An 18,166-nucleotide genomic window follows, 5' to 3' on the forward strand; every position below is an offset into this window, starting at 1 on the left:
CAACCCCATACGCTGGTTTAGTTTGTATTGGTCCGGTAAGTCAGTACTTGTGTAACAGTTCGCGGACAAGACGGTTTTGCAGCTTGCAATAGACCTGCATCTGTTGCGGATCGTTTTGGAAACGATTAATGGCTGAAACATGGCACCAAGTCACTAAGTTTGCCATGGTTTCTATTTCTTGGGCTTTGTCAGGATAGTGCTCTTGAATCAATTTGGAGCAGCGCAAAGCTTCTTGCAGATGACGGTTGAGATTTGGCTGGGGAATGTTGCTATTGAATTCGTTATCGCTGCAATAGTCAGTAAATAGGGAGATTCTGGCAAAGTCTATTATGGTATAGGTACATTGATTGAGTTCGGTGCTCTCGGCATAGGCGGTGGAGGCGGCAAGGAGAGAGAGAAGGCAAAATATTTTTCTCATGGTTTATATCTCACTAATGATGTGATGATTACAGATACAGAAAAGGCTACCTGAAACTTTTCAGGTAGCCTTTAGTCTTATACATCAAGCAACAGGGCAGTTATTTGCCCATCTGCACGGCCTGGATGGCGGTAAGGGCGATGGTGTAGACGATGTCGTCCACCAATGCGCCGCGCGAGAGGTCGTTTACCGGTTTGCGCAGGCCTTGCAGCATGGGGCCGATACTCAATACGTTAGCGCTGCGCTGTACGGCTTTGTAGGTGGTGTTGCCAGTGTTCAGGTCGGGGAAGACGAACACGTTGGCTTGGCCGGCTACTTTGCTGTCGGGCGCTTTCTGGCGGCCTACGCTGGGCACGCTGGCGGCGTCGTATTGCAGCGGGCCGTCGATGAGCAGATCGGGGCGTTTTTCCTGCGCCAAGCGGGTGGCTTCTTTCACTTTTTCCACATCGGCGCCGCTGCCGGAGGTGCCGGTGGAGTAGGAAATCATGGCTACTTTGGGATCGATGCCGAAGGCTTTGGCGGATTCGGCCGATTGGATGGCGATGTCGGCCAGCTCTTCGGCGGTGGGCTCGGGGTTCACGGCGCAGTCGCCATACACGAACACCTGCTCGGGCATCAGCATGAAGAATACGCTGGATACCAGGCTGGCGCCGGGGGCGGTTTTAATCAGCTGCAGGGCGGGGCGGATGGTGTTGGCGGTGGTGTGTACCGCGCCGGATACCAGGCCGTCCACGTCGTCTTGCTGCAGCATCATGGTGCCAAGCACGACGCTGTCTTCCAGCGCCTGACGTGCCAAGCCGGGGGTGAGGCCTTTGTTTTTGCGCAGCTCTACCATCGGGGCAACGTATTGCTCGCGGATGGTGTCGGGGTCGATGATTTCCAAGCCTTCAGGCAGGGTGATGCCGCGGTTGGCGGCCACTTCGCGCACAGCTTCCGGTTTGGCCAGGAGCACGCAGCGGGCGATACCTTTGCTTTGGCAGATGGCAGCAGCTTCCACGGTGCGCGGCTCGTCGCCTTCTGGCAGAACGATGCGGCGGTTAGCGGCGCGCGCCTGCTCCATCATGCGGAAACGGAAGGCAGGCGGCGACATCAGCAGCTGGCGCGGCTGGCCGATGTGGCGGCAGAGTTCTTCCACATCAACATGTTCAGCCACGAATTCCACCATGGTTTCCATGCGTTCGGTGTCGTCGGCGGGGATGGTTTGGTCTTGGTGAGCCAGTGCGTAGGCGGTGGCGAACGTGTCGTGTTCGGTGAGCAGTACCGGCACGTTTTGGCTCAGCGCGGGGCTGATAATGCCCTGTACGGCAGGCGAAGGCGCGGTGCCGCAGGTGAGCAGCAGGCCGGCCACCGGCACGCCGCTGAGGATTTTCAGCGAAGCAGCCATCAGGATGTCTTCACGGTCGCCGGGGGTAATCACCAGTGCGCCGGAAGTGATGCGGTGGTGCATGTGGGCAGCGTTTTGTGCGGCCACCACGATTTCTTTGGTGCGGTTGCCCAAATACTCTTGTCCGGCAATCACTTGGGCGTTCAGGTAGCCCGCAATGTCGGCCATGCGGCGCAGCGATTGTTCTGGCGCGAAAGGCAGCACGCCCATGCAGGGGATGCCGCTGCGCACTTTGGCAGCCACTTCGGCAGCGAAGGCTTTGCTGTCGTTGCCGTGGTAGCGGTTGATGATGAAACCGGCCACATCGGTATGGCTGTTGGCATATTCCTGCGCGGCCAAGTTGATTTGGTCGGCCACTTGTTCGGCGCTGTGGTTGCCGGCGGCGGCCACCAGGATCACGTTGGCGTTGAGCGCGGCGGCGATTTGCGCATTTTTGTTGGAGAGAAAGCCGCGTTCGCTGTCGGGCACCACGCCTTCAATAATGGCCACGTCGTGTTCGGCGGCGGTAACCTGGTCGAAGTCGGATACCATCAGCTCGATTAAATCGTCATCACGACCAGCGCCCACCAACTCTTCTACTTTAGAGAGCGGCTGCGGGCGCGGCGGGTTGAGGTGGAACAGTTTGTTAGCAAACACGATGGCGGCTTCGGTGTCGCCGGCGGGAGTGGGTTTGTGCGATACCGGTTTGTAGTACACCGGACGGCGACCGCTACGTTGCAGGGCGCGCAGCAGGCCGAGCGAGATGCTGGTGAGGCCAGTTTTGGTGCCGATGGGCACGAGGAGGAAGTTCGGCATAGGGCTTCTTTCTTGGTAATAGGTTGATCAATCAGCGTAAAACGGCCAAATCAACAAGGCGGCCGGCAGACGTTTGCCTGTGCTGTTTTTTGCAGGCCGCATTGTTGCACTATTAATCAGGAGCGGCAAGCGATGGATGTGATTTATACACGTTTTCTGCTATGCCGCAAGGCTACCTGAAAGCCGTTTTTCAGGTAGCCTCCCACACAAAACCGCCCGCAAGTTTCCCTGCGGGCGGCTGTTCGGTTTAAGCCAACCGTGCGCTTAGTTCGGAGACACCAAAATCTTCACTTGGCTCTTCTCTTTCACCAAGGCTTCAAAGCCTTCGCTCACGATGTCTTGCAGCTTGATGCGTTTGGTAACCAGCTTGTCTTTCGGGAAGTAGCCTTGTTCCATCAGTTGCAGCACGGCGGGGAAAATATCGCGGTAGGCGATGATGCCTTTCACGGTTTTTTCCTTGATCACGATTTCGTTCGGGTGGATGGAGGCTTCATTTTCCCAAATGCTCACGATCACGCATTCGCCGTCGTTTTCCACGGCTTCGATGGCTTGTTTCAACACGGGAGCCACGCCGGTTACTTCAAACGATACGTTCACACCACCGTCGGTTTCGGCTTTGATGTGTTCTACTACGTTTACTTTGGAGGGGTCGATCACTACGGCGCCCAGCTCGCGGGCTTTTTCCTGACGCTCAGGAGAAAGCTCGATGGCGTAGATGGTGGTGGCACCGGCAGCGCGCAGGGCTTCGATGGTGAGCAGGCCGATGGGGCCGCAGCCGAATACGGCAGCGGTGTCGCCGGCTTTCAGTTTGCTCTGGCGCACGGCATACAGGGCCACGGCGGCAGGTTCGGTGAGCGCGCCTTGTTCGTAGTCGATGCTGTCGGGCAATTTGTGGCACAATTCGCCGTCTACCACGCAGTAGCTGGTGAAGCCGCCGTCGGCAGCCAGGCCGACGAAGCCTAGGTTTTTGTCGAGGTTGTATTTGCCTTTGAGGCCGTCTTTGGCCAAAATCGGCTCAACGGTTACGCGGTCGCCCACTTTCACGTTGGTCACGCCAGCGCCCACTTCCACAATTTCACCGGCAAATTCGTGGCCGAGCGTGAGCGGGGCTTTGCGGCCGGAATAGGGATGCTCTTTCTCTACCGGGATAAAGATAGGGCCGCCGAGGTATTCGTGCAGGTCGCTGCCGCAGATGCCGGTGTATTTCACAGCGATTTTCACTTGTGACGGGCGTGTGATTTCGGGAACGGCTACGTCTTCCACGCGGATGTCGCGGCGGCCGTACCATCTTGCAGCTTTCATTGTACTCATATCAGTATCCTTTGAGGTCGAGTTGAGAAGGAGAACCGATTGTAGAAACTTTGGGCGGCAGTTTCAAGCGAATTTGGGCTATTATTCCGATTTATTTTTCAGGTAGCCGAACACAACGGCCGGTTGCCGTTGCTTTGGCTTAAAATTTAGCAATTTATGATTGAAATACAGGAAATTACCTATCGATACCCGCAGGCGCAGGAAAACGCGCTCAATAGCGTGAGCCTGCCGATAGTCGAAGGGGCAGCGCTGGGCCTGCTCGGTCCCAACGGCGCGGGCAAAACCACGCTAATGTCGCTTTTGGCCGGGCTGTTGCCGGTGCAGGGCGGGCAGATTTTGTTTGACGGCGTGCCGCTGGGCAGGCTGCCGGCCAAAGAGCGGCAGCGTATTTCGCTGGTGCCGCAGGATTTTGCCTTTTATCCCCTGCTTTCGGTGTGGGACAATATGCGCTTTTTCGCCGCACTGTATGCCGTGCGCGACGAAGGCTACCTGAAAACCTTGCTGGAGCAGACCGGCCTGGCTGCACACCGCGCCAAGTTGGCCAAACACCTCTCCGGCGGCCTGAAGCGGCGCTTAAACTTCGCCATCGGCCTCATCAACCGACCCAAGCTGATTTTTTTGGACGAAATCACCGTGGGCATCGACCCCGAATCGCGCCGCTTTATTTTGGACAGCGTGGCCGCGCTCACGCAGCAGGGCATCACGGTGGTGTACACCTCGCATTATTTGCAGGAAATCGAGCTGTTGTGCCGCGATATTGCGCTGCTGCACGGCGGACGGCTGGTGTATCACGGCGGCCTGCATGAGGTGTTGCGCCAAGGCGGGCAATCCGGCTTGGCTTTGCGCACCATGCCGCCGCTGCCCGATGCCGAACTGGCCGCGTTGCAAGGCCGCCGCGCCGCCGCCGGCACGCTGCATTTCGATACCGATGCGCCCGCCGAGCTGCTGGCCGCACTGCAAGATAAAGGCTATGCCGCCGAAGCCTGCCGTTTCGGTTTTGCCTCGCTGGAAAGCTTTTATTTGGACTTCTTGGCCAAACAGGCTACCTGAAAACCATAAAATGAATATGATCAAACCCATGCAAGCATCCCATCCCATAAGGCCGGCCTCATGTTAGCCGCCGCCATTGCCAAAGAACTCAAGCTACTCAGCCGCGACCTGCACGGCGTGGCCGTGCTGTTTGTGATGCCGATTCTGTTTATGCTGATTATGTCGGCCGCCTTGAGCAGTAGCCGGGAAAACCTCAATCCCGACGCGCAAATCGTGCTGCTCGGCAAACCCGACAGCCGGCTCAACCAACAGTTTCTGCAAGCCCTGCAAAACGAGAATCTGAAAGTGCAGCTGGCCGATGAAAGCCGCCTGGCCGATTTTCAGGTAGCCTTACAGCGCGGCGAGGCCGATTTGCTGCTGCTCAATCCAAACGATGAAACCACCCCGCTGGAAAAAGAACAGCCCTTGCGCTTGTGGCTCCAGCCCGATGCCGACCGCGGCTGGCTGCTCGGCATCAAAGGCCTGATGCGCCAGCACTACACCCAGGCACGCCTGGCGCAATACTTTGATGTGTGGGGAGGTGGTTATTTTTGCACTGGGATGGCCGGAGGCAAAAACGGCGAAAAACTTTATCAGGTGCGGATTTGAGCGAAGCTGGGGCAAGAAAAAACTTGCACCAGCTTTTGCTTTAGTTTGATAAAAAATGCGTTATCTTTTGCACCGGAATAAGTGGGGATTAAACGCTTTTAAAGCAGAATTTAAGCAATTATGGTTTTATCAGGAGGCGGGCATTTAAAGAGCACGGCCAAGCCAAACCACTTTGCCAATAATAGATACATTACTGCTGGCGGCATCCCCATTTTCCAGTGGTACCGTGAACGGCTGATATTCCTGATTGGCACTGGTGATCAGCAAAGAATCAGGCAGGCGTTGAACGCGTTTGACAAAAATCTCGTTACCGATGCGCAAGGCATACAGACCATCAGAGGCCTCGGTTTGGCTGTGATCGACCAAGATGGCATCTTTATCATTTAGCACACCAACCATGCTGTCGCCTTTAACCATGACCACTGTCAGCGTGGAAAAATCAGATGTAATGTAGCTCTCTAGCCAATCGCGGCGGAAGGCGAGGCAGGATTTTGGCCGGTCGTTATCCACCCAAGCACCTTGCCCAGCAGATACAGATACATCATAGAACGGGATGAAGACAAATTCATCAATATCTACAGCATTCCCATTTACATCTAATGGCTGAGTGCTGCCTATCCGGCTTATACGTCTAGCTTCTTGCAGACTTTTTACTATCTGATCAGTCTTCTTCAACTGCTCTTGCAGTATTCGCTGCCCTTCCTGCTCTAATTCGTCAGAAATACTTTGCTCTCCTTCTAAATAGGGAGCACCTTGCCCTGTGGCCAGCCATAACAGGTTCACTTGAGAGGCGTCAGCGATTTTGATCAGGTTAGTGGTACTGGGCTCTGCACCCTCTTTAACCCATTTTGTGGCCGTTGGGTAGGCAACATCCACTCTTCTTGCCAGTTCGGAGACGCTACCAAGCCTCTTTACGACTATCTCCATGCGCTTCGCAAACTCAACGTTAAAGTTTTCCATACGAAGACTAACCTCAACCTATAAATAACTATAACGTTAATCTTAGAATATTTTATTCTTTAAATCATATATTTATAGCCAAACCTAATAAAATCTCATAAATTTTAAGTTTAACGATATAAATTTTACTTGCTAATTTTAAGTTTAACGCTATAATACCTACATCTAGTCAATTCCCCAACTGACAAAAAATAGGTATTCAAGATGAAAAAAAATACAGCTCAAAAAGCAACACCGGAGCTTTTGGATTGGCACCGTGCAGACATCATTGCTGCGCTGAAAAAACGGGGTTGGTCGATTCGCGCACTAGCAGCACAAGCCAACGTGCATCCAACCACTCTTTATGGTGCCTTAATCAAACCTTATCCCAAAAGCGAACGGGTCATTGCTGATGCGCTGGGCATGAAGCCAGAACAAATTTGGCCACAACGGTATGCGGCACGAAATTTCCAGCCTGTATTGCGCCGTACGTGTAATGCGTAAATGTATTGTACGGATAACAGGCTAAAAAATCACGAATTTAAATTCTCGATTGATGAATTTTTACCATGAGAACCATCAGACGACAGGCGAAAGCCACCTCTCTAGACCATGCGATTGAGCTGGCCAAACGGCATGCTAAAGAACAGCACCGTCCATCTAAAGTGATGGCCGACCTGATGGGGGTGGAGCTTAAAACCTATTACCGCTGGCTGTTGGATAACACTTTGCCACTCAATCGGATAGCCCAGTTTGAGGCGCTAACAGGCAGCCGTTTTATTAGCGAATACCTAAGCGTACTGCATGGAGACCGGGTGGTGATTGAAATCCCGCGCGGGCGTAAGGGTAAAGCGGCAGATATGGCACAAGTACAGAGCCAAACAGCCGAGGCTTTGGCACTGTTGGCTAAATGGCACGAAGACGGCAGCGGTATAAACGAGACCATTGCAGCTTTAACCAATGTGTTGGCTTTGCTGGCCTATCAGCGTGAGAACGTGAAAAAGGCCGGCAATCCGGAATTGGATTTTGGGGATGAAAGCCATGAGTGAATATTTAAGTGCGGCTGAATTAGCGCAGCTCAGCATCCCCTCGCTACCTAAAACCCCTAAAGGTATCTCCGATAAAGCTAAGCGCGAATATTGGCCGAACCGCAGACGTGCGCAACGCGGCGGCGGTGTGGAATACCAAGTGGCCGGGCTACCTGAAGAAATCCAAGCGGCGGTACGGGAGCGGCAGGCAGAGCAGTTGCTGGCTCAATCACAGCCGGCGGTGCTGCCGAGCGTGGCCAAGGCCAAGCGGCCGGTGGCGGTGCGGCGGATGGAGCAGCTGGGGCTGCCGATTGACGACTATGCGATGGGTTTGAACGACAAGCAGCGCGACTGCGCCCATGCGCGGATGGCTCTGGCGGCGGAGGTATTGCGGCTGCATGAGGTAACCGGCTTTGGGATTACGGATGCGGTGCAGTTTGTGGTGCGGCAGGTGGAAAGTGGGCAGTTATCGGAATCGCTGGCTTATTTGGTGCCGGTGGCCAATGCCCGCGCAAACAACCAACGCGGCATTAGTGTACGCACGCTGAAAGGCTGGGTGGCGGCCTACCGCGCCGCCGGCTCGCCCAATGCGCGGTTGGCCGCTTTGGCACCGCGCCCGACCAAAACAGAGACGCCGGTGGTGCAGATTGCCTGGCTGGCCGACTTTATGGCGCACCACTGCCGCCCGAGCGCCCCGAAGCTGGCGCACAGCTATCAGGAATTTGCCAAAGGCTGGCTGGCTACCCAACCGGCCTACGAGCTGCCGAGCTTGGATACGGTGCGGCGGGTGTGGAAAAAGCTGCCGCAGATTATGCAGCAGCGCGGGCGGATGACGGGTGCGGCCTACAAATCGCTGCTGCCCTATATCCGGCGCGACTGGCAGGCTTTACGGCCAAATGATGTGTGGATCGGCGACGGCCACAGCTTTAAAGCCAAGGTGCAGTACCGCAAGATGGACAGCGCATTTAACGCATGGCGGCAGGGCAAGGAATTGACACCCGAGCAGCAGCGCTACAAGGCCAAGCTGCCGAGCTGGCAGCAGTTTATGGCGGATGTGATGCAGTGCATCGCCGATTACAACAACCGGCCGCACAGCGAGCTGCCGAGAAACGCCGAGGGCGTGCACTACACCCCGCTGCAATACCGCGACCTGCGGATGCAGCAGGAAAACCTCGCCCCCGACCTGCTGGCCGAAGCGGAGCTGGACGTACTGTTTAGGCCGCAGGAAGTGCGCAAGGTGGCACGCGGGCAGATTGAGCTGTTTGGCAATGTGTATTTTTCGACCGACTTAGCCGAGCTGCACGGCGAAGACGTGCGGGTGGCTTACGACTACGACGATGCCGAGTGGGTGTATGTGTACAAGATGGACGGCAGCTTTGTGTGCAAAGCCAAGGTGGACGGCAACAAACGCGCGGCCATGCCGATTACGGTACGCGACCAGCTGGCGGAAAGACGTGCCAAAGGCCGCATCAAACGCGCGGAAAACACCATCCGGCTGGCGAAAGAAGAAACCCGCCCGGCCATCGAGCACCAGCCCGACTTCGGATTACTGGTTGGCAATGGGAACTACGAGCCCGTGCCGGCGAAAAAACCTCAGATTTTTATGTTTGAAAGCGACCGCGACGAATGGGAGCGGCAGCAAGCGAAGTAAAACAGGCAGCCTGCGGCAACAGGCTACCTGAAAACGCAGCGCAGCGGAGTTTCTGCGCAGCTAAAACCCTGAAACCCCTTTTTAAAAGGATTTTAAAGATGAGCATCAGACAGGATTTACAAGACTATATCAGCGATAACGGCCTCTCGCAATCGGCGGTGGCGCGTGCCGTGGGCGTCACCTCGCCCGTGGTGAACCAATACCTGCACGGCAAATACCCGGGCAATGTGCAGGAAATCGAACGCAAGATTGCCGCCTATCTGCAAAAGCAGCGCGAGCGCGAAGCGGCCTACTCCGATGCTGAATATGGTGCATTTAAGGGCGTAAGCGATAAAGTGGGTAGTGGCATGGATGCACTCGGCCGTTGGGCGAAACAAAACCCCGATCAAGCCCAGGTGGCCACCGGTGCTGGCTGGATGGCAGCAGCGGCCGCCGCCGCCAGAGGTGTTTTTAGTTTTATGCCCGGCGGCAGCCTTTTAGGCTTCGGCGGAGGCAGTGCTGCCGGTGGCGGGGGCGCAGCAGGCGGAACGGCCGGCGGCCTCGCTACCGGCTCGCTGGCGATGGCCTCGCTGCCGCTGATTGGCTTCGGCGGCGCTACCTATCTGGCCGGTCGCCGTGATAAGTACGGCGAATGGTCCGAGGGTTTACAGGGCTTCGGGCGTTGGTTGGATAAATATCTGCCCAGCTTTCGCGGAGACAGTAAGGGCGAGTGGCTCAAAAGCCGCATCGGCCAAAGCCCGGATGCGGCGCAGGCTTATCAGGACTACCTACGCGGGCAGGGGCATACCCCGCTGGACAGTCCCGAGCTGCGCATGAGCGCCGAGCAGCTGCAAGAGGCTGCCCAGCGCATGGAAAACAGCGGCGAACAGTACGCCCAAGCGGTATCCGACAACCAGCAGGCCGCCGCCCAGTTTTTGGAGGCTTCGCGCCTAATGGGCACGGCGGCGGGTCAGTTGGCGGCAGCGGCGCGGCAGCCGGTGCCGGTAACCGTATCGGTGTCGGGCGGCAATATCACCGCCGCCGTATCGCAAGCCGCCGAGCGCGATAACAGAAGGAATTAACAGATGAGTTGGCAAGATACCCTGCTTGATGCCAGTTACAAAGGCGTGGCCTTCGAGGCCACCGGCGACACCCTGCGCGGCGTGCACGCGCTGGCCGAACACAGCTACCCTTTTGTGGACGGCTCGGATATTGAGGACACGGGCTGCGAGGCGCTGGAATTTAACCTCACCGCCGTTTTGTATGGTGACGACTACGAGGCGCGGCTGCAACGCCTGCTCAAAGTGCTGCGCGAACACGGCAGCGGCGAGCTGGTGCACCCGATTTACGGCAGCGTGCCGGACACGGTGGTGGCCGATTTCGAGGTGCGGCACAGCGAGGACAGCCCGGATTATGCCGAAATCAATATCAGCTTCAAGCAGAGCGTGGCCGCCGCGCCGTTTTTCGGGCGCGAGCTGGCGCTGGCTTTGGCCGACGAGGCGGATTGGGTGGCCGACTTGGCCGCCTTCCAAGGTTTTGCCGTGCTGGAAAAGGCCTTGGGCAAAATCCGCACCCAGCAGCACCGCTGGAACAATTTTCACGCCGCTGTACTCAATGTAGTCGGGCGGCTGTACGGCCAAGTGAACGGGGTATTTTCAGGTAGCCTGAACCTGCTCAACAGCCCGCGCGTGCTGCTCACCGAGCTCAAAGGCGTGTTTGGCGCGCTGGCCGGGATGCACCGCACGGCGGAAAGCAGCCTGTCCGGCTGGCGCGATTTGGCCGGCGGTACCAAAACGGCCGCCGCCGTGCCGTGGCAATACCGGCAGGGCTTGGATAACGGCGCCACGCCCGCCCGCTCGCAGGCCGCCTTGCCGGATGTGGCCGCGCTCACGGCAGCGATTGCCATTGTGGGCAGCACCGCGCTGGCCAAAGAGCTGGCGGATATTTTCGCCGCCGAACAAGACGAGCCCGAACTCACGCCGGCGGAAATCAGCCGCCTGCTGGCCGATGTGCGCGCCCAGCTCAACAGCGCGTTGGCCGCCAACCGCTTGGCGGTGATGATGCTGGCTGCTTCTGCCGAGCAGGCCGAACAGTTGGCCGCCTTGCTGCTCTCGCTGTATCAGGACAACCCGCCCGACCCCGAGCAGCTCTACCGCCAGCTGGAACAGCGCCGCCTGTTGCCGCAGCAGCCCTATTTGGAGGGCAGCGCCGAATTGGCCGACAGCGTGCGCACGTTGGCGCATACCCTGCAAAAACAGGCACAAGCCTTGATTAACCTGCGCCCGCCCTTGGTGCAAAAGGTGGTACCGACCGACAGCAGCCTGCACTTGCTGGCTTTCCGCTGGTATGGCGACCACAGCCGCCAAGCCGAGCTGCTGCGCCTCAATCCCGGCATCATGCATCCCAACTTTATCGCCCGCGGAACCGTATTAAATGCCTACGCCCAATAACACCGTAAGCCTGCTCATCGCAGGCAAAACCCACAGCCAGTGGACAGACTACGACATCGACAGCGACCTCCTTACCCCGGCCGATGATTTTCAGGTAACCCTCGGGCGGCCGGTGGACGCCAAACCGGATGCGGTGCAGCCGGGCGACACGGTGGAAGTGCGGGTGGGCGAGGATACCGTATTGAGCGGGCGCATCGACCGCGTGAGCACCACCACCGCCAAAGGTCAGAAAACGCTCACCATTTCCGGCCGCGACGATGCCGGCATCCTGTTGGATTGCTCCTGCCCGATTTTTAACGCGCAGGATATGGATTTAAAGCAGATTATCGACACCATCGTCAAACCCTTGGGCATCAGCAAAATCCGCATCGATGCGGCGCAAACCGCGCGCACCAACAAAGTGCAAATCGAGCCGGGCAGCCGCGCTTGGGATGCCTTGGCGCAGTATGCCGAGGCCAACGGGCTGTGGCCGTGGCTGGAGCCGGACGGCACGCTGGTGATCGGCGGGCCCGACTACACCGCCAAGCCGGTGGCCGATTTGATTGTGCGCGTATCCGGGCAGGGCAACAACGTGGAGCAGTTGCAGGTGGAGCGCGATTTTTCGCAGCGTTTCAGCGAGATTACCGTGCTGGGGCAGAGCCACAGCGGCAAGCACAACCTGCGCGCCACGGTTAAAGACGACACGGTCAAGGTGCACCGCCCGCTGATTATCGTGGAGGCGGATGTGGATAACCAAGCCGCCGCCGAGCGCAAGGCCAAGAAGCGGCTGGGCGACAGCAAATTGGACGGCCTCACCATCACCGCCACCGTGCAAGGCCACCGCAACGACGACGGCGTACTGTGGCAGCCAGGCCAGCGCCTGCAACTGTTGAGCGAGCCGGACGGGCTGGACGGTATCTATTTCCTGATGGCGCGCAAATTTGTGGGCGGGCGCGGCAAGCCTACGCAAACCATCCTCACCCTTAAAGAGGACAAGGCATGGATACCCGAGGCCAAACCGCCGAAAAACAACAAAGGCCAAGGCGGCAAAGGCCGCCGCAGGGGCAGCCGCAAACACCGCAGCGGCGGACGAAAAGGCCGTCAGGCACGGGAATTACAGGTTATTTAAGGATGATAAATGGACGCTAAACAAGTGGACGGCCGCATCAAGCGGATGCTGGGCGGTATCCGGCAGGCATTCAGGGGCAAAATCGCCCGCACCGATGCCGCCGCCGGCGTGCAACGCGCGCAGATTGAGGGGCTGGACGGCGAGACGGTGCAGGCGCTAGAACATGCCGAGCAGTTCGGCTTCACGGGGCACCCGCCCGCAGGCAGTGACTGCATCGTAGTGCCGCTGGGTGGCCAGACCAGCCACGGCATCATTGTTAATACCTGCAACGGTGCCTACCTGCCGGCGCACGCGGCGTGATTGTGGATATATACGGGCAAGATAAGTATGAGGTTGAGTTCGTAGGAGAGAACGGCGAAACCTTAGCACTGCTCGCCTTAAATGGGCAGACGGATTTTAAGCAGCCCGGCAAGCTGGGAAAGGCTAGCTGAAAGCATGGAATAACGGAATTCCAATGCTGTTGGTCGTGAGCAATAGGAATGTGGTGGGTTCAGCTTGTTATCGTGCCCGTATTCTGAGGGTTGCTGCCTTGCTTCGTCTCTCTTTGGAATAGTTATACAGATCCGGCTAGCCTGGAAATTGACCATCAAAAACCACCCCGAATAATCATTCGGGGTGGTTTGCTATTGGCCGCTGCAGGCTACCTGAAAACCTACATCAGCTGCGGTGGGTTTCCACTTGCTGCAGTTGCTGCGGCTCGGGCACGGCAGTCGGGGCGGCGGGGGCAACATCGGCGCGGCGCAGGCCTTTGGGCTGTTCAGGCTCGGGCTGAACGGCGGAGAGCGCGGCGGGATCGGTTTGCACTAATACCAGACCACCTAGGTCGGCGGCCGCGGGTTCGGCTGCGGTTTGTTGCGGAACAGGTTGCGCCACGGCTGTCGTTGCCGTTTCTACGGCTTGGGCTGCGGCAGCAATGGAATCATCGGCAGATGCAGCTTCCGGAGCGGCTTGGGTTTCGACGGATGAGGCTTCTACGGCCACGGTTTCCACCACAACGGCTTCTTCCCGCGTTGTTTCCGCAACCGGGCTTGCAACAGCAGTCTGGTTTACGGTTTCAGCAGCTTCGGCGGTGTTTTCTTCGGCAAACACGAAGGTGGGTGCATCGGCTTCATCGGCCACTTCGGGGATGGTGATGACCAGCGGTTTGTTGATGTCGGCCTCATTGGGCTGCGGCATGGTGGCGGGCGCTTCGGTGTGCAGACCCAAGACCACGTCGGCGGCAGATTTCACCAGCTCGGCTTGCAGCGGAATATCCAGATATTGGATGATTTTCTGTGCAGAGGGGATGTTGCGCTGGCGACCTCGGCCTTTGCCGTTGCGCTGGCCGTTGTCTTGGCGGCGGTCGCGGCCGGAGCGGCGTTCGTTGCGTTCGCCGCGCTCATTGTTGCGCTCGCGATCGCCGCGTTCGCTGCCACGCTCTTGGTTTTCTGCAGGGCTGCCGGCGTCGTCAGCAATGCGTTCGGGGATGTCAGCCGCTTGGCTGGCGGCCTGCAGCTTATTGTTTTCAGCCGAGGCTACCTGAACGTCGCTGTCTTTGCGTTGGCGGCGGCGTTGGCGCGGATTGGGCTGCTGTTCGGCAGCGGATTTCTCTGCCAGCTGTTGCGGTGTGCGGTTGTCCAAAGTTTCGGCATCGTCGGCATTTTGCTGGCGCGGCGGGCGGCTGTTGCCGTTTTGGCCGCGCTGCTGGCTGCGGTTGCGGCGGTTGCGGTTTTGCGGGGCTTTGCCGCGATTGCCGCCGTTGCGCCCGTTATTGGCTGCAGGGGCTTCGGCAGGTTTGGTTTCGCCGCCGCCGAACAGTTTGGCAAACCAGGCGCCGATACCGGCCAGCAGGCCGGGCTCGGCAGGCTGCTGCACCACGGGGGCGGGGCTGCTGTGTTTGATGCCTTTTACGGCGGGCTCAGGTTTCACCGGTTTGGCTTGGCGGCCGATTTCCAAGGTTTGGCTGTCGTCTTCTTCGGGGATTTCGACTTGTTTGTAGCTGGGTTCGGCATCGTCGTCCACATCGTCGGGGCGCACGCGGGTGATATTGTAGTGCGGATTTTCCAGATGGGTGTTGGGAATCATCAGGATGGACACGTCCAGCCGCTCCTCCAGGCCGAACAGCTCGGCGCGTTTTTCGTTGAGCAAGAAGGTGGCCACGTCCACCGGCACTTGGGCGTGCACTTCTTCGGTGTTGTCCTTCATCGCTTCTTCTTGGATGATGCGCAACACGTGCAGGGCGGTGGATTCGATGCCGCGGATCACGCCGGTGCCGGCGCAGCGCGGGCAGGCCACGTGGCTGCTTTCGCCCAGGGAGGGGCGCAGGCGCTGGCGGGAAAGCTCAAGCAGGCCGAAGCGGGAAAGTTTGCCCATCTGCACGCGGGCGCGGTCTTTCCGCAGCGCGTCGCGCAGGGTGTTTTCCACATCGCGCTGATGCTTGGGGTTTTCCATGTCGATGAAGTCGATCACGATCAGGCCGCCCAAGTCGCGCAGGCGCATTTGGCGGGCCACTTCTTCGGCGGCTTCCATATTGGTTTGGAAGGCGGTTTCTTCGATGTCGGCACCGCGGGTGGAGCGGGCGGAGTTTACGTCTACGGAAACCAGGGCTTCGGTGTGGTCGATTACGATGGCGCCGCCGGAGGGCAGGCTCACGGAGCGCGAGAAGGCGCTTTCGATTTGGTGCTCGATTTGGAAGCGGGAGAAGAGTGGGATGTGGTCGTCGTAGTATTTGAGCTTGCCCACGTTGTGCGGCATCACATAGCTCATGAACTCCTGCACTTGGTCGAACACTTCGCGGTTGTCGATGAGGATTTCGCCGATGTCGGAGCGGTAGTGGTCGCGGATGGCACGGATGAGCAGGGAGCTCTCCATAAATAGGAGATAAGGGTCTTGATGGGCGTTGCCGGCTTCTTCGATGGCGCGCCACAGTTGCAACAGATAGTTGAAATCCCATTGCAGCTCTTCCACACTGCGGCCGATGCCGGCGGTGCGGGCGATCAGGCTCATGCCGTGCGGCACGTCGAGCTGGCTCATGGCGGCTTTAAGCTCTTGGCGCTCTTCGCCTTCGATACGGCGGGAAATGCCGCCGCCGCGCGGATTGTTCGGCATGAGCACGAGATAGCGGCCGGCCAGGCTGATGAAGGTGGTGAGCGCGGCACCTTTGTTACCGCGTTCATCTTTTTCCACCTGCACGATGACCTGCATACCTTCTTGCAATACGTCTTGGATGCGGGCGCGGCCGCCGTCGTAGTCTTGGAAGTAGGCGCGGGAAACTTCTTTGAAGGGGAGGAAGCCGTGGCGGTCGGTGCCGTAGTCCACGAAGCAAGCCTCGAGCGAGGGCTCGATGCGGGTGATGATGCCTTTGTAGATATTGCCTTTGCGCTGTTCTTTGCCCAGCGTTTCAATGTCGAGATCGAGCAGGTTTTGCCCGTCTACAATCGCCACACGCAGCTCTTCGGCCTGGGTGGCGTTAAATAACATACGTTTCATGATGTTGCTAACCTTTTGTTTGGTTTGCAATTCCGAAGCGTGTAATTAGTTTGGCCGCTTTGCTGCCGCTGGGGAAGGCTACCTGAAAACAAAGTTTCAACTAAATTAAAATCGGCAGCCGTGTGTGGTGCGGTCCTGAAGCGCGGTGTGCGGCAAACCGCCGTGGCGGTTGGGCAGCCGGCTTCGGACGCGGGCAGAAAACGGTAAAGAAGGTAGTGAAAGAACGGGGCGGGCATCGCTGCCGCGCTGGTCGCCGGACGGGCGGCTAATTTGGAAAGCCGCGGCAGGCCGGATGGCGGCCGCTTGCGGCGAGGTATAGCGGATTGATTTTAAAGCAAAGCTGTGTTGGCTTGTTTTGCCGTACTGCTTGGATTGCGGCTCGCCGCTTGGCTCTGGTTTAAACTTAATCCGTTATTAATTCGATGTTGTGGTCTTCTTTAAGCCCGGCAGCGGGTGCGGCGGCGCGCTGGTCGCGTCTTAGGCCGTTTGGGCTGTCGGAGCCGTAAACTCAATTACTATTTCAATCTGCCCGCCAAAATGCGCGACAGGCAGAGGAAAGCCGTTCGGAATTGTCTTTTTACGATAAAATAAACAGTAAACAATCAACTTGCCAACCCGGCGGCCCCCTTTGTTTTTCGCTTTGTTGAAGCTTGGCTTTCAGGTAGCCTGGGCACGGTGTCGGCAGGGAGAGGATTATAGAGAAAATGCCAGCAATTAGCAAAAATTCAGTCAATTATTTGAGCGTAGACGAAGCGGCCGCCGGGCAGCGTTTGGATAACTTTCTCATCCGCCTGCTCAAAGGCGTGCCCAAGAGCCATATCCACCGCATCATCCGGGGCGGCGAAGTGCGCGTGAACAAAAAACGCGCCGCTGCCGACAGCCGTTTGGCCGCGGGCGACGAAGTGCGGATTCCGCCGATCCGGCTGGCGCAGAAAGCCGAGCAGGCCGAGGCTGCCGTGCCGCCGCGCGAATTTGACATTGTGTTTGAAGACGAGCACCTTTTGGTAGTGGACAAACCTTCCGGCGTGGCCGTGCACGGCGGTAGCGGCGTGAGCTTCGGCGTGATCGAACAGCTGCGCCGCGCCCGGCCGCAGGCGCGTTATTTGGAATTGGTACACCGGTTGGACAAAGATACCAGCGGATTATTGGTGGTGGCCAAAAAGCGCAGCGCATTGGTGAAACTGCACGAAGCCTGGCGCAACGATAAGCCGAAAAAAGTATATTTGGCGCTGGGCATGGGCGCGTGGCCGCAGGGCGTGCGGCAGGTGAAGCTGCCGCTGTTCAAATACACCGGCGCGGCAGGCGAGAAAATGGTGCGCGTGAGCGAAGAAGGGCAGAGCGCGCACACGCTGTTCCGCGTGCTGGAAAGCTTCGGCGGCGCGCCGCTGCACGCGGTGGGGCTTTCCGCCCTGAGCCTGATGGAAGCCACGCTGCGCACCGGCCGCACCCATCAAATCCGCGTGCACATGCAGTCGCAAAACTGCCCGATTGCCGGCGACGAACGCTACGGCGACTACACCGCCAACCGCCGCCTGAAAAAGCTCGGCCTCAAACGCATGTTCCTGCACGCCCACCGCTTGGAGCTCGAACACCCGGCAAGCGGCGAAACGCTGGTGCTCACCGCGCCGCTGCCGGAAGAGCTGCGTCAGATGCTGGAGGGCTTGCGGCAGGAGTAAGAGGCTACCTGAAAAAGCAAGCTCACGATTCCGGCTCTGTTTTTCAGGTAGCCTGTTTGCCATTTAGCCAAAAAGGAAAGATATGCAGCAAAACGATAAGCAGCCCAAATTCAAAGTAATCCTGCCGGAAGGCTTTTCTTTGGAGCGCCCCAAGCAGGTGATCACCCAGCCTGTCGAGAGCGGCCGTGCCGATTTGGAGGAAATCATCCGGCAGGAAACGGCGTGCCGCCAAGCCGAGGCGGAAGCCGATGAAATCATGATTAACGCCTTGCTGCACGGCGCAGGGCGCAGCTTCAAATGAGGCTACCTGAAAATTCAGGT

17 protein-coding genes are annotated in these 18,166 nt (G+C 58.1%); 12 read left to right on the forward strand and 5 right to left on the reverse strand.

The features are described from left to right. Positions 1-40: 40 nt before the first annotated feature. From CKV94_RS07155 to CKV94_RS07165, 3 genes are all read right to left on the reverse strand, one after another. Positions 41-418, reverse strand: a complete 378-nt coding sequence (locus CKV94_RS07155; RefSeq protein WP_003824117.1) for a hypothetical protein — start codon at positions 416-418, stop codon at positions 41-43. A 100-nt stretch (positions 419-518) separates the two neighbouring features. Beyond that, positions 519-2,597: a phosphate acetyltransferase gene (pta, locus tag CKV94_RS07160; protein ID WP_003824118.1), complete on the reverse strand. Its 2,079-nt coding sequence runs from the start codon at positions 2,595-2,597 to the stop codon at positions 519-521. A gap of 264 nt (positions 2,598-2,861) precedes the next feature. Beyond that, on the reverse strand, positions 2,862-3,908 hold the full coding sequence (locus CKV94_RS07165) for a 2,3-butanediol dehydrogenase (RefSeq protein ID WP_023887256.1): 1,047 nt from the start codon (positions 3,906-3,908) through the stop codon (positions 2,862-2,864). A 156-nt stretch (positions 3,909-4,064) separates the two neighbouring features. Between CKV94_RS07165 and CKV94_RS07170 the strand changes: the two genes are divergently transcribed. Both CKV94_RS07170 and CKV94_RS07175 read left to right on the forward strand, forming a co-directional pair. Continuing rightward, positions 4,065-4,958, forward strand: a complete 894-nt coding sequence (locus CKV94_RS07170; protein WP_003824120.1) for an ABC transporter ATP-binding protein — start codon at positions 4,065-4,067, stop codon at positions 4,956-4,958. Positions 4,959-5,018: 60 nt separating this feature from the next. After that, entirely contained in the window at positions 5,019-5,546 is a 528-nt protein-coding gene (locus tag CKV94_RS07175; protein ID WP_003824121.1) for an ABC transporter permease, read from the forward strand. Between the two features lie 144 nt (positions 5,547-5,690). Here CKV94_RS07175 and CKV94_RS07180 read toward each other — a convergent pair whose 3' ends face one another. Further along, on the reverse strand, positions 5,691-6,506 hold the full coding sequence (locus tag CKV94_RS07180) for a S24 family peptidase (protein WP_003824123.1): 816 nt from the start codon (positions 6,504-6,506) through the stop codon (positions 5,691-5,693). A 204-nt stretch (positions 6,507-6,710) separates the two neighbouring features. On the opposite strand from CKV94_RS07180, the gene CKV94_RS07185 reads away from it, so the two are divergent. The 8 genes from CKV94_RS07185 to CKV94_RS11600 all read left to right on the forward strand — a co-directional run bounded on the left by CKV94_RS07185 (position 6,711) and on the right by CKV94_RS11600 (position 13,132). Continuing rightward, a complete protein-coding gene (locus CKV94_RS07185; RefSeq protein WP_003824124.1) occupies positions 6,711-6,989 on the forward strand; it encodes a helix-turn-helix domain-containing protein in 279 nt (92 codons plus the stop codon). 65 nt (positions 6,990-7,054) lie between these two features. Next, positions 7,055-7,534: a hypothetical protein gene (locus CKV94_RS07190; protein WP_003824125.1), complete on the forward strand. Its 480-nt coding sequence runs from the start codon at positions 7,055-7,057 to the stop codon at positions 7,532-7,534. Beyond that, complete coding sequence (locus tag CKV94_RS07195) at positions 7,527-9,164, forward strand: Mu transposase C-terminal domain-containing protein (RefSeq protein ID WP_080543260.1); 1,638 nt, start codon at positions 7,527-7,529, stop codon at positions 9,162-9,164. The genes CKV94_RS07190 and CKV94_RS07195 overlap by 8 nt, the downstream gene beginning before the upstream one ends. A gap of 98 nt (positions 9,165-9,262) precedes the next feature. Next, on the forward strand, positions 9,263-10,225 hold the full coding sequence (locus tag CKV94_RS11495; protein WP_050754450.1) for a hypothetical protein: 963 nt from the start codon (positions 9,263-9,265) through the stop codon (positions 10,223-10,225). 3 nt (positions 10,226-10,228) lie between these two features. Next, on the forward strand, positions 10,229-11,593 hold the full coding sequence (locus tag CKV94_RS07205) for a DNA circularization protein (protein WP_003824128.1): 1,365 nt from the start codon (positions 10,229-10,231) through the stop codon (positions 11,591-11,593). Continuing rightward, on the forward strand, positions 11,577-12,701 hold the full coding sequence (locus CKV94_RS07210; RefSeq protein ID WP_003824129.1) for a phage baseplate assembly protein: 1,125 nt from the start codon (positions 11,577-11,579) through the stop codon (positions 12,699-12,701). The genes CKV94_RS07205 and CKV94_RS07210 overlap by 17 nt, the downstream gene beginning before the upstream one ends. A gap of 9 nt (positions 12,702-12,710) precedes the next feature. After that, a complete protein-coding gene (locus CKV94_RS07215; protein WP_003824131.1) occupies positions 12,711-13,001 on the forward strand; it encodes a phage baseplate assembly protein V in 291 nt (96 codons plus the stop codon). Between the two features lie 2 nt (positions 13,002-13,003). Then, a complete protein-coding gene (locus CKV94_RS11600; RefSeq protein ID WP_408607582.1) occupies positions 13,004-13,132 on the forward strand; it encodes a DUF4926 domain-containing protein in 129 nt (42 codons plus the stop codon). A gap of 226 nt (positions 13,133-13,358) precedes the next feature. On the opposite strand, the gene CKV94_RS07225 is transcribed toward CKV94_RS11600, so the two are convergent. After that, entirely contained in the window at positions 13,359-16,169 is a 2,811-nt protein-coding gene (locus tag CKV94_RS07225) for an Rne/Rng family ribonuclease (RefSeq protein WP_035581004.1), read from the reverse strand. 704 nt (positions 16,170-16,873) lie between these two features. Between CKV94_RS07225 and CKV94_RS07230 the strand changes: the two genes are divergently transcribed. Both CKV94_RS07230 and CKV94_RS07235 read left to right on the forward strand, forming a co-directional pair. Beyond that, a complete protein-coding gene (locus CKV94_RS07230) occupies positions 16,874-17,845 on the forward strand; it encodes an RluA family pseudouridine synthase (protein WP_003824139.1) in 972 nt (323 codons plus the stop codon). Between the two features lie 82 nt (positions 17,846-17,927). Further along, on the forward strand, positions 17,928-18,146 hold the full coding sequence (locus CKV94_RS07235) for a hypothetical protein (protein WP_023887245.1): 219 nt from the start codon (positions 17,928-17,930) through the stop codon (positions 18,144-18,146). Positions 18,147-18,166 lie beyond the last annotated feature (20 nt).

Origin of the sequence: Eikenella corrodens (assembly GCF_900187105.1) — a bacterium.
GTDB classification, from domain to species: Bacteria; Pseudomonadota; Gammaproteobacteria; order Burkholderiales; family Neisseriaceae; genus Eikenella; species Eikenella corrodens.

Coding starts and splice junctions, on each gene's coding strand:
- CKV94_RS07155 (WP_003824117.1), bottom strand. CDS start 418: ATGAGAAAAATATTTTGCCTTCTCTCTCTCCTTGCCGCCTCCACCGCC.
- pta (WP_003824118.1), bottom strand. CDS start 2,597: ATGCCGAACTTCCTCCTCGTGCCCATCGGCACCAAAACTGGCCTCACC.
- CKV94_RS07165 (WP_023887256.1), bottom strand. CDS start 3,908: ATGAGTACAATGAAAGCTGCAAGATGGTACGGCCGCCGCGACATCCGC.
- CKV94_RS07170 (WP_003824120.1), top strand. CDS start 4,065: ATGATTGAAATACAGGAAATTACCTATCGATACCCGCAGGCGCAGGAA.
- CKV94_RS07175 (WP_003824121.1), top strand. CDS start 5,019: ATGTTAGCCGCCGCCATTGCCAAAGAACTCAAGCTACTCAGCCGCGAC.
- CKV94_RS07180 (WP_003824123.1), bottom strand. CDS start 6,506: ATGGAAAACTTTAACGTTGAGTTTGCGAAGCGCATGGAGATAGTCGTA.
- CKV94_RS07185 (WP_003824124.1), top strand. CDS start 6,711: ATGAAAAAAAATACAGCTCAAAAAGCAACACCGGAGCTTTTGGATTGG.
- CKV94_RS07190 (WP_003824125.1), top strand. CDS start 7,055: ATGAGAACCATCAGACGACAGGCGAAAGCCACCTCTCTAGACCATGCG.
- CKV94_RS07195 (WP_080543260.1), top strand. CDS start 7,527: ATGAGTGAATATTTAAGTGCGGCTGAATTAGCGCAGCTCAGCATCCCC.
- CKV94_RS11495 (WP_050754450.1), top strand. CDS start 9,263: ATGAGCATCAGACAGGATTTACAAGACTATATCAGCGATAACGGCCTC.
- CKV94_RS07205 (WP_003824128.1), top strand. CDS start 10,229: ATGAGTTGGCAAGATACCCTGCTTGATGCCAGTTACAAAGGCGTGGCC.
- CKV94_RS07210 (WP_003824129.1), top strand. CDS start 11,577: ATGCCTACGCCCAATAACACCGTAAGCCTGCTCATCGCAGGCAAAACC.
- CKV94_RS07215 (WP_003824131.1), top strand. CDS start 12,711: ATGGACGCTAAACAAGTGGACGGCCGCATCAAGCGGATGCTGGGCGGT.
- CKV94_RS07225 (WP_035581004.1), bottom strand. CDS start 16,169: ATGAAACGTATGTTATTTAACGCCACCCAGGCCGAAGAGCTGCGTGTG.
- CKV94_RS07230 (WP_003824139.1), top strand. CDS start 16,874: ATGCCAGCAATTAGCAAAAATTCAGTCAATTATTTGAGCGTAGACGAA.
- CKV94_RS07235 (WP_023887245.1), top strand. CDS start 17,928: ATGCAGCAAAACGATAAGCAGCCCAAATTCAAAGTAATCCTGCCGGAA.